The following is a 909-nucleotide window of genomic DNA, read 5'->3' on the forward strand; positions in this document are numbered from 1 at the left end:
CCCAGATATCCGTCTTGCCCTCCGCCGGCGTAATCCGCGTCAGGTCGATGCCGATCACCTCGACGTCATCGAGCGTAGGGAACTGGTCTTCCCTGGCCTCCCATTGCGCCCGAGCTGCAGCAGTAGCCTCCTCAAGGGTCGGCGGCGGCGACCACGGCCAGCGCCATCGCTTCGAACGAGCCATGTGGACTACGGCAAGCACGCCGCGGTGCGACGTGTTTCCCACCGCGAGAGCGTCGATCCAGGTCGCCGCCAGCGTATCCTCGGAGGTGGTGGTGACGACCGGTTGGGTGGCTGCATAACCCACCCCGGATAGCAGGAGCGAAAGCGACGGGCTGGCCGGTGAGCTCACGCCGTATGCATTGTCGGAGTGGGCCGCCAACCGGGCGTGCACCAACTCACGGACGGCTGGCGCATCGGCAATGTCCAGCACCCCTGCATCGAGCGATCGGCTGTCCTCGGCCGCCTCCTTCAACTGCACCAGGCGAAGTCTCGCGGTGTCGCCTAGCTGGCGGGCGCTCCGGGGGCGACGTTCGAAGTACTCGCCCAGATAGCGCATTTCCTGGGGCTCGAACGGCTCGAAGTCGCCTTCGCGCTCGGCCTTGCCGCGCAGCAGTCCCGAAAGCCATTCCCGGCCCGGATGAGAGGTTGCGATCTCGCGGAGCGCTAGCAGCGCCTCCTTCCCGGGTTGGTCGCGCAACCGATCGAGGATGCTGTCGCGGGCCTCTTGGGCATGGTCGCGCAATCCGGGGCTGTAGACGCCCGACCCGGCGCGGTGAATATCGTCGGCCCGCCGAATGTACTGGTGCAGGATATCATAGAGCCGGCGCAGCGATCGGGGCTGCATAAAAGCCGGCCGGGCCACCGGTCCGGCGTTGAAGTCCCCTCCGAACAAGGCAACCGCCGTAT

1 protein-coding gene is annotated in these 909 nt (G+C 66.8%); it reads right to left on the reverse strand.

The window, feature by feature from the left end:
• A partial coding sequence (locus tag EN749_RS38055) for a hypothetical protein (RefSeq protein WP_210214766.1) occupies nt 1–909 on the reverse strand: 909 nt, incomplete at both ends.

This window comes from Mesorhizobium sp. M7A.F.Ca.ET.027.02.1.1 (genome assembly GCF_004022985.1).
Taxonomy (GTDB): domain Bacteria; phylum Pseudomonadota; class Alphaproteobacteria; order Rhizobiales; family Rhizobiaceae; genus Mesorhizobium.